Origin of the sequence: Corynebacterium sp. (assembly GCF_030535495.1) — a bacterium.
Lineage (GTDB): Bacteria > Actinomycetota > Actinomycetes > Mycobacteriales > Mycobacteriaceae > Corynebacterium.
In genome coordinates this window covers 1-7,281 of the sequence record NZ_JAUNRW010000055.1, presented here as the reverse complement: position 1 = coordinate 7,281, position 7,281 = coordinate 1, and the positions used below count along the sequence as shown (strand labels likewise).

Genomic DNA, 7,281 nt, shown 5'->3' with positions numbered 1-7,281 from the left:
TCACCCACCAGGACCTCATCCGGGACGATCACCATGTGGCGTTGGCGATGGCCGGGCTGACGCACGGCATCAATCGACTGCTTGAGCTGCCCGGCACCACCTTCCTGCGGCGCGCCCGTCGATTCGAACTGGGACCGCTGACAGACGACGACGCCCGCGCCATCCTCACCACCACCGCATCCGAGACCAAACCCTTCGACGCCGACGCCGCTGATCTGTCCGTCGACATCGCCCGCGGCTATCCCTACCTGGTGCAGCTCGTGGGATACCTGGCCTGGAATCGGGCTGAGTCCGCCATCACCAGGACGGAAGTCGAGGCCGTGCGGGAGGAGGTGATCCAGACCATGGGGTCGCAGGTCCACGCACCCTCCCTCAAGGGGGTGCCACCGGCACAGAAGGCCTACCTGCAGGCGATGGCGGACCTCATCAGCACTGACATGGACGTCGCCTCCAGCGAGGTGGCCGCGAGGCTCGGCAAGAAACCCAACGAGGCCACCGACACCCGCGGCAAGCTGCTGGACCGGGGTCTCATCTCGGCGCCCGCCTGGGGGCGCGTGGCCTTCACGCTGCCCTACCTGGCGGAGTTCCTGCGCTCGGATTCCCGCACGACGCGCGTGAGCTGACCCTGACTCGCGCAGCTGAATACAGCCCGGCTGTGGCGATGAGCGCGGTGACCACCATGACGGCGGTCATCGCGACGGGCTGGGACAGGCCGGCACCGGCCGCCAGCCCGACCAGCGGGGAGAGCATCCCGGCCATGACGAACTGGCCGGAGCCCATGAATGCGGAGGCGGAGCCGGTGACCGCGCCCGCCCGGGAGATGGCCAGGGCGGAGTTGTTGGCGAAGTTGACGCCCATCGATGCGACGACGACGAAGAGACCGGCGAGGATGAGCGGGCGGGGGGCGTCGATAAGCGCGGACGCGAGGAGGAAGCCGGCGGCGGCGAGCAGCACGGCGTTGCCGATGCGGGCCAGGTACAGCGGGCCGAGTTTTTTCACCAGCTTCGCGTTCACCAGGGCGACCACGAACATGCCCGAGGTGTTGGTGGCGAAGATGAGCGCGTACTGCACCGGGGTGAAGCCGTAGTACTCCTGCAGGATGAACGGCGACGCCGAGATGTAGGCGAACATCGTGGCGAAGCTGAAGATAAAGGCGAGGGTGTAGCCGACGTAGGCGCGATCGCGGAGCAGTCCGCTCACGGCGAGCCACAAAGGCCGCAGGCCACCGCTTGTCCGCTCCGCGGCGGGCAGAGTCTCCGGAATCCACCGCCACACCGCCAGGGCCGTGAGCAGGTTGAGCGCCACCAGGACCCAGAACACCCCGCGCCAACCGACGGAGTCGACCACCAGCCCACCGACGATCGGGCCGATGACCGGCGCTGCCCCGCCGAGGAGCATGAGCAGGGAGAACACGCGCGCCAGCTCCGGGCCCTTGGCCAGGTCACCGGCCACCGCCCGAGCGAGGACCACGGCCGCGCCGCCGGCCAGACCCATGAGGAAGCGGGCGGCGAACAACATCCAGGCGTGGGTGGCCAGCGCGGAGGCGGCGGTGGCCAGCACGAGCAGGGCCACTCCGGTGAGAAAAATGCCGCGGCGGCCGCGGGCATCAGACAGCGGGCCGGTGACCAGCTGACCGATCGCCATGCCGGCGAGGAAGAAGGTGAGCGTGAGCTGCGCGCCGGCCTGGGTGAGGTCGAGGTCGCGGCCGAGCTGCGGGAGGCCGGAAAGGTACATGTTGATCGACAGCGGCTCGACCGCCGAGACGAGCGCGAGCACGCCCAGGATGAGCGGCGGGATGAGTGCCCTGTGGGGTGTGGACATGTCTACTCCGGATACCTCGACACTTTGCGTACCTGTCACCATTAACCTACCCCGGCATGTCCTGCTTCCGTACCCTGGGACACATGAATGCACCTGCACTCGACCACAGCTTCGCCGACGCCTTCCCCGAGCTCGTCCACGCAGCCCACGCCGAGGAGCAGCCGGACCCGCAGATCGTGGTGCTCAACGACTCGCTCGCCCGCGAGCTCGGGTTCGACCCCGAATGGTTGCGTAGCGACGACGGCATCCAGTTCCTCCTCGGCCGCGGCGGCAACCGCACCGTCGCCATGGGTTATGCGGGCCACCAGTTCGGTCAGCTCTCCCCGCGCCTGGGCGACGGCCGCGCGCTGCTGCTCGGCGAGATCGACGGCCGCGACCTCCACGCCAAAGGCACCGGCCCCACCGCCTTTTCCCGCGGCGGCGACGGACGCGGAGCGCTCGGCCCCATGCTGCGCGAGTACCTCGTCTCCGAGGCGATGCACGCCCTCGGGGTCCCGACCACCCGCGCGCTGGCCGTCATCTCCACCGGGCGCAAGATCATGCGCACCGGCACTGTCCCCGGCGCGGTGCTGGTGCGCACGGCCAGCAGCCACCTGCGCATCGGCACCGTCCAGTACACCCGCCTCATCAGCCGGGACATGGAGCTGACCGAGCGGCTGTGTGACTACGCCCGGAAGCGCCACTACCCCGCTGCCCACACCCACGAGGACTTCTTCGTCGGCGTCATGGAGGCGCAGATGGCCACCATCGCGACGTGGATGCGCCTCGGATTCATCCACGGGGTGATGAACACCGACAACACCACGCTCTCGGGCGAGACCATCGACTACGGGCCATGCGCCTTCCTCGACCGCTTCGACCCGGCGACGTTCTTCTCCTCCATCGACACCCACGGCCGCTACGCCTTCCGCAATCAGCCGCCCATCCTCGGTTGGAACCTGGCCCGGCTGGCGGAGGCCATGGTCCCGCTCATCGAGGTCGAGACCGCCCAGGAACTCATGAACTCCTTCCCGCAGCGTTGGGAGAAGGCGCAGGCCGCGGAGCTGGCGCGCACACTCGGCACCGACGACGCCGACATCGGCCGCCGCTGGCTCGAGCATCTGGAGACCAACGCCCCCGACCTCACCGAGAGCCACCGCCTGCTCAACGACGACCCGGACGCCATCTCCGACGCGGAGTGGGTCGCCGACTGGCGCGCGCTCGACCCGCAGCCGATGCAGCACCCCTTCCACATCCCCCGCAATCACCTGCTCGACGCGGCACTGCGCTCCGCTGAAGCCGGTGATCTCAGCGACTTCCACCGGCTGCTGGACGTGGTCACCGACCCGTTCACCGATCACGGCCCGGAGTTCCGCGGGCCGGCGCCGGAGGGTTTCGACGACATGTTCCGCACCTTCTGCGGAACCTAGTCCCCCGTCAGAAGTCGTCGATGATGAGCTTGCCCATGCCCATCATGTGTTCGTAGGCCCCGGGGCGCTGAAGCAGCTCGCCGAGGTTGTCCGGCACGATCTGCCAGCTCACCCCGTAGCGGTCCTCGAGCCAGCCGCAGCGTTCGGCGGCGTCGACCGCGGACAACCCCATCCAGAACAGATCGATTTCCTGCTGATCGCGCGCCTTGACCTGCAGCGACAGTCCGGGGGTGAAGGTGAAGGGCTGTTCCACGGCTGAATCCATGGCGGTCAGCCACTCCCCGAAGATCTGGAACTCGGAGAACATGATCTCGCCCGAGTCAGGGTAGGTGGCCCGCGCCGCCACCTGCGATCCCGGGAACAGCGTCACATAGTCGTTGACGGCATCCCGCGCCTTGCCCTGGGAAGGACCGCAGAACATGAGGTTGGGCACCACGAAGGGCTTGGGGTCGGTGAGCATGAGCTGCCAGTTCACCCCGAAACGGTCGACCACCCAGCCGTAACGATCCGAGAAGTCATAGGCGCCCAGCGCCATGAGGACGATGCCGCCGTCGGCAAGCTTCTCCCACACGGCATCCACCTCTGCCGCCGACCGGAAGTTGAGGAAGAAGCTGATCGCCGGGGTGGGCCCGAACCCCGGTCCCCCGTTGAGGAGGCTGATGCGGTAGTCGTCGATAAGCACGTCGACGGCGAGGGTCTCCTCCGCCTGGGTGACGCGGGTATCGATGACCGTGTTGGGGAGGGCTGTGGTGTAGAACGACGCGGCCTCGTCGGCGTTGTTGTCGAACCAGATGGTGGGCACGATGCGTTGCATAAGCCCCAGCCTACGGTGCCGCGGCCTGGCCCGGCGGGCCGCGGGCTAACATGAGGTCATGTCCACCAATCCCGTCCGTTCGAACTGCGCCCGCCCCCACCAGTGCTCCCTCGACGTCCGACTGGCGGCGATGGCCCGCTCACCACTGATGGACGATCTCACCCCGGAGCAGCACCGCCAGCTCGACGGCTACCTCAGTTCCTGGTCCTGGGGCGCGGACGACCCCATCCTGCTGGCCGGGGAGATCACCGAGGGCAGCTACCTGCTCGTCGCGGGTCGGGTCCGGATCACCCGGGACACCGCCGACGGACGCGAGATCACCACCGACATCGCCGTCCCCGGTGACATCATCGGCCCGCTGCAGACGCAGGACGCGCCCGTCACCGACTCCGCCTGGGCGATGGAGACCACGTGTGCGCTCTACCTCTCGGCGGACGCCTTGAGTGAGGTGGTCACCGCCTTCCCCGCCGTCGGTCTCAACATCATCCGCGAACAGCAGAAACGCCTCGCACAGGGCCGCAACCGTGAGATCGCCCAGGCCACGGCCACCGTCGAGGAGCGGGTCGCCGCCACTCTCCTCCACCTGGATGAGCGGCTCGGCCAAACCCGCCGCGACGGCTCGCGCCTTATCCAGGTGCGCCTGCGCCGGGACGACATCGCGGGTATGTCCGGCACGACCGTCGAGTCCGCCTCCCGCGTCCTGGCCCGGCTGAAGAAGGCGGGGATCATCGATTCGGGCCGGGAGTGGATCGCGCTCACGGATCTGGCTCGGTTGGCGGATCTGGCTCCGGAGTACTGATCGCCTGATCTTTGATCCAGGTCAAGGAACTGACTCCGCACTGTTCCTATGGTCAGAGGTGTCAGAAGACATCACCCCCCTCTCACCACGAAGGATCCCAGTGCCATGACCACCCAGCTGAAGACCACCACCCTGCGTTCCGACGAGTTCACCTGCCCGAGCTGCGTGAGCAAGATCGAGCGGAAGCTCAACGCCCTGGCGGGTGTGGACAACGCCGAAGTGAAGTTCTCCTCAGGACGCATCCTCGTCTCCCACGACCCGGCGGCAGTTGACGTCCGTTCCCTGGTGCAGGCTGTCGCCGACGTCGGCTACACCGCCCGCCCGTCTGCCGTCTAGCATCCCCTCACCCCGTCGATCCCACCGCAGGGATCGGCGGGGTTCGACGTGTTCAGGGTGGGTTTCCGGGCGTTTGATCCACGTCAAGGAACGACCGGTGCCGCCGCCCTAACGTCAGATCTGACACCACCTCCCACGACTGACAACACAAGGAGCATTCCCATGAACGCCATGCCGAGGACCTGGGGCGTCGTCATCGCCTCCGGGCTTCTCATCGTCCTCTCCCTGCTCATCCCCTCCGACTACCTCCTCTCCGACCTGCTCATGATCGCCGCCGCGGCGGTCGCCGGTTGGCCGATCCTCGTCTCCGCGTTCAGCGCCCTGCGCATCCGGCTCGTGTCCATCGATCTGCTTGTCATCGTCGCCGCAATCGGTGCACTGTTCCTGCAGAACTGGTGGGAGTCCGCCGCGGTGACCTTCCTGTTCACCCTCGGTAAGGCCCTTGAGCTGGCGACGATGAACCGCACCCGCAAAGCACTCAGTGATCTTGTCGACGCCGCGCCCGACACCGCCACCGTCCTCCGCGACGGTGAGCCCCACACCGTCGAGGTGTGGGAGCTGAGCCCGGGCGACGTCGTCATCGTCAAAAACGGTGAGCAGATCCCCGTCGACGGTGTGATCGTCTCCGGTCACGGTGGCGTCGATGAATCGACCATGACCGGAGAATCGGTCCCCGCCGAAAAAACCGCGGGCGACGAGGTCTACGCCGGCACCTGGCTGCGCAGCGGTTTCCTCCGGGTCGAGGCGGTCCGGGTCGGTTCCGACTCCACGCTCGCCCGGATCATCCACCGCGTCGAGGACGCCCAGGACGACAGAGCCCGCACCCAGACCTTCCTGGAGAAATTCTCCCGCTGGTACACCCCGGGCGTCATCATCGGTGCCCTTCTCGTCGGCCTGCTCACCCGAGACGTCGACCTGGCCCTGACGCTCCTGGTCATCGGTTGCCCCGGCGCACTCGTCATCGCCATCCCGGTCTCCATCGTCGCCGGCATCGGCCGCGGCGCCCGCGACGGCGTGCTCATCAAGGGTGGCGAGTACCTCGAGACCTCGGCGCGTGTCGACGCCGTCGTGGTCGACAAGACCGGCACCCTCACCCACGGCCGCCCCGTGCTTACCGACGTCGACGTGCTCGACCCCGCCTTCACCGAAGACGAGGTCCTCACCCTCGCCGCCCGCGCCGAAACCGCCTCCGAGCACCCGCTGGCCGACGCCATCGTCCGCGGTGCCCGGGACCGGGGCCTGACCGTCGAACCCGTCGACGTCGCCCGCCCGGTCACCGGTCGCGGCATCGTCGCGGAGATCGACCGGCGCAGCGTCACCGTCGGCTCCGCCGAGCTGCTCCAGGTCGCCCCGGATCCCGCCCGGCTGCTGGAACTCAACGACCGCGGCCGCACGGCCATGTACGTCGGCGTCGACGGCGCCGCCATCGGCATCATCGCCGTCGCGGACACCATCCGCCCGGACGCGGCAGCCGCGGTTTCTGCGCTGCACGACAAGGGAGTACGGGTCATCATGGCCACCGGTGACGCCGAGCGGGTCGCCCACGCCATCGCCGCCGAACTGGGCGTCGACGAGGTCCATGCCGGCCTGCTGCCGGAGGACAAGCTCGACCTTGTCCGCGACCTGCAGGAACGCGGCCACACCGTGGCGATGGTCGGGGACGGGGTCAACGACACCCCGGCCCTGGCCCAGGCCGACATCGGCGTCGCCATGGGTGCGGCCGGATCCCCCGCCGCCATCGAGACCGCCGACATCGCCCTCATGGCCGACCGGCTCCCCCGCCTGCCCTACGCCGTCGGGCTCGCGCAGCGCACCGTGCGCACGATGCGGCTAACCATCACCATCGCACTGGCCACCGTGGCCCTGCTGCTCGCCGGAGTCCTGTTCGGCGGAGTGACCATGGCGCTGGGCATGCTCGTCCACGAGGCGTCGGTCCTATTGGTCATCGGCATCGCCATGCTGCTACTGCGCCCCACCCTGCCTCCGGAGGCACCGCTGACCGTCGGTGCCACCCCCCGCGAGACGGTGAGCGCCTGACACATGCCGAGCCCCCGTCCACCCCTGAAGATAAGGGGCGGACGGGGGCTCGCGGGTCAACCGGG

At 68.5% G+C, this 7,281-nt stretch carries 6 protein-coding genes and 1 pseudogene; 5 read left to right on the top strand and 2 right to left on the bottom strand.

All coding sequences use genetic code 11. The annotated features are described in order from the left end of the window. Window positions 1-623 (top strand): annotated as a pseudogene (locus Q4F73_RS07920) (ATP-binding protein); the annotation flags it as partial. Here the strand turns inward: Q4F73_RS07920 and Q4F73_RS07915 are convergent. Beyond that, window positions 562-1,821 (bottom strand): multidrug effflux MFS transporter, encoded by a 1,260-nt coding sequence (locus Q4F73_RS07915; protein WP_303358812.1) that lies wholly within the window; start codon window positions 1,819-1,821, stop codon window positions 562-564. The pseudogene Q4F73_RS07920 and the gene Q4F73_RS07915 sit on opposite strands and share 62 nt — an antisense overlap. Window positions 1,822-1,877: 56 nt before the next feature. Between Q4F73_RS07915 and Q4F73_RS07910 the strand changes: the two genes are divergently transcribed. Continuing rightward, entirely contained in the window at window positions 1,878-3,230 is a 1,353-nt protein-coding gene (locus Q4F73_RS07910) for a YdiU family protein (protein ID WP_303358811.1), read from the top strand. A 7-nt stretch (window positions 3,231-3,237) separates the two neighbouring features. On the opposite strand, the gene Q4F73_RS07905 is transcribed toward Q4F73_RS07910, so the two are convergent. Further along, the gene (locus Q4F73_RS07905) at window positions 3,238-4,044 is read right to left on the bottom strand and encodes a VOC family protein (protein WP_303358810.1); all 807 of its coding nucleotides are present in this window, start codon (window positions 4,042-4,044) and stop codon (window positions 3,238-3,240) included. Between the two features lie 58 nt (window positions 4,045-4,102). Between Q4F73_RS07905 and Q4F73_RS07900 the strand changes: the two genes are divergently transcribed. The 3 genes from Q4F73_RS07900 (at window position 4,103) to Q4F73_RS07890 (ending at window position 7,216) form a co-directional block, all read left to right on the top strand. Next, complete coding sequence (locus Q4F73_RS07900; RefSeq protein WP_303358809.1) at window positions 4,103-4,843, top strand: Crp/Fnr family transcriptional regulator; 741 nt, start codon at window positions 4,103-4,105, stop codon at window positions 4,841-4,843. A gap of 105 nt (window positions 4,844-4,948) precedes the next feature. Further along, the gene (locus tag Q4F73_RS07895; protein WP_303358808.1) at window positions 4,949-5,179 is read left to right on the top strand and encodes a heavy-metal-associated domain-containing protein; all 231 of its coding nucleotides are present in this window, start codon (window positions 4,949-4,951) and stop codon (window positions 5,177-5,179) included. 162 nt (window positions 5,180-5,341) lie between these two features. Next, entirely contained in the window at window positions 5,342-7,216 is a 1,875-nt protein-coding gene (locus Q4F73_RS07890) for a cation-translocating P-type ATPase (RefSeq protein WP_303358807.1), read from the top strand. Window positions 7,217-7,281 lie beyond the last annotated feature (65 nt).